This window comes from Nonomuraea lactucae (genome assembly GCF_003313395.1).
Taxonomy (GTDB): domain Bacteria; phylum Actinomycetota; class Actinomycetes; order Streptosporangiales; family Streptosporangiaceae; genus Nonomuraea; species Nonomuraea lactucae.
Map to the genome: position 1 here is coordinate 1 of NZ_QNFZ01000431.1, position 1,083 is coordinate 1,083.

The 1,083-nt window shown below is 75.5% G+C and carries 1 protein-coding gene and 1 pseudogene; both read right to left on the reverse strand.

Features of this window, described 5'->3' with window-relative positions; all coding sequences use genetic code 11:
- Positions 1-755 (reverse strand): serine/threonine-protein kinase (locus DQW85_RS22415; RefSeq protein WP_162795233.1); only part of this gene is annotated, 755 nt, incomplete at its 3' end.
- A 52-nt stretch (positions 756-807) separates the two neighbouring features.
- Positions 808-1,083: pseudogene (locus tag DQW85_RS22420) on the reverse strand (serine/threonine-protein kinase); the annotation flags it as partial.

The following is a 1,083-nucleotide window of genomic DNA, read 5'->3' on the forward strand; positions in this document are numbered from 1 at the left end:
CCGAGCCTGGCGCAGATCCGCGCGGCCGTGGGCCGCGCGTCCGGCGCGGTGGCCAGGCACTCGCGCAGCAGCGGCCCCAGCCACTCGGGCACGCCCTCCAGGTCGGGCTCGTGGTGCACGACGCGGTAGGCGACCGCCGAGGCCGGTCCCTGCCCGTACGGCTGGCGGCCGGTCGCCGCGTAGGCCAGCGTGGCGCCGAACGAGAACACGTCGGCCTCCATGCCCGCGTCCCTGCCTTCGAGCACCTCAGGCGCCAGGTAGCCGGGAGTGCCCACCACCGCGCCCGAGGCCGTGACCGACAGCGAGTCGAGCGCGCTCGCGATGCCGAAGTCGATCACCACCGGCCGGCCCTCGGCCATCATCACGTTGGCGGGCTTGAGATCGCGGTGCACCACCCCCGCCTCGTGCATGGCCAGCAGCGCGTCGGCCAGCCCCTCGGCCAGCGACCTCAGGTGGGCCACGGGCACCGGGACCGCGCTGAGCGGCCTGCCCTGCACGTAGCGGGTCACCAGGTAGGGCCTGGTCACGTCGAGCGAGGCGTCCAGCACCTCGGCCACGTGCGGCCCGCCCACCCGCCGCATGGTCTCCACCTCGCGCGCCAGCCGGGCGAGCGCGCCCGCGTCGGCCGCCACGTGCGGGTGGAGGACCTTGACCGCGACGGTGCGGCCCTCGGGGTCGAGCGCCAGGTGCACCGTGCCGAACCCGCCGGCCCCGAGCCGCGAGAGCAGGTGATACGGGCCGAGGTGCTCGCTCATACCCCATCCTTCCCCTCGCGGGCGCCTCCGGGGCGCCCGAGCCCCGGGACTGTCAGGACCAGGGCGACAGGAAGCCCAGCCCCACCCTCTGCAGCAGGTCGTCCACCAGGCCGGTGATCAGCCCGAAAGCGCTGTCCTGAGCGCTCCTGGTCAGGTCCTTGATCGCGTCCTCGGGCGGGCGCCACGGCTCCCACACCGTGTTCTGGCCCATCGCGAACATCACCGCCAGCAGCGCGGCCGTGCCCACCACCAGCAGCGCGACCGTGGCGGCGCCCGGGCTGCGCAGGACGCCCGTCAGCGTGCGGGTGACCGCCTGGCGCGGCGCGCC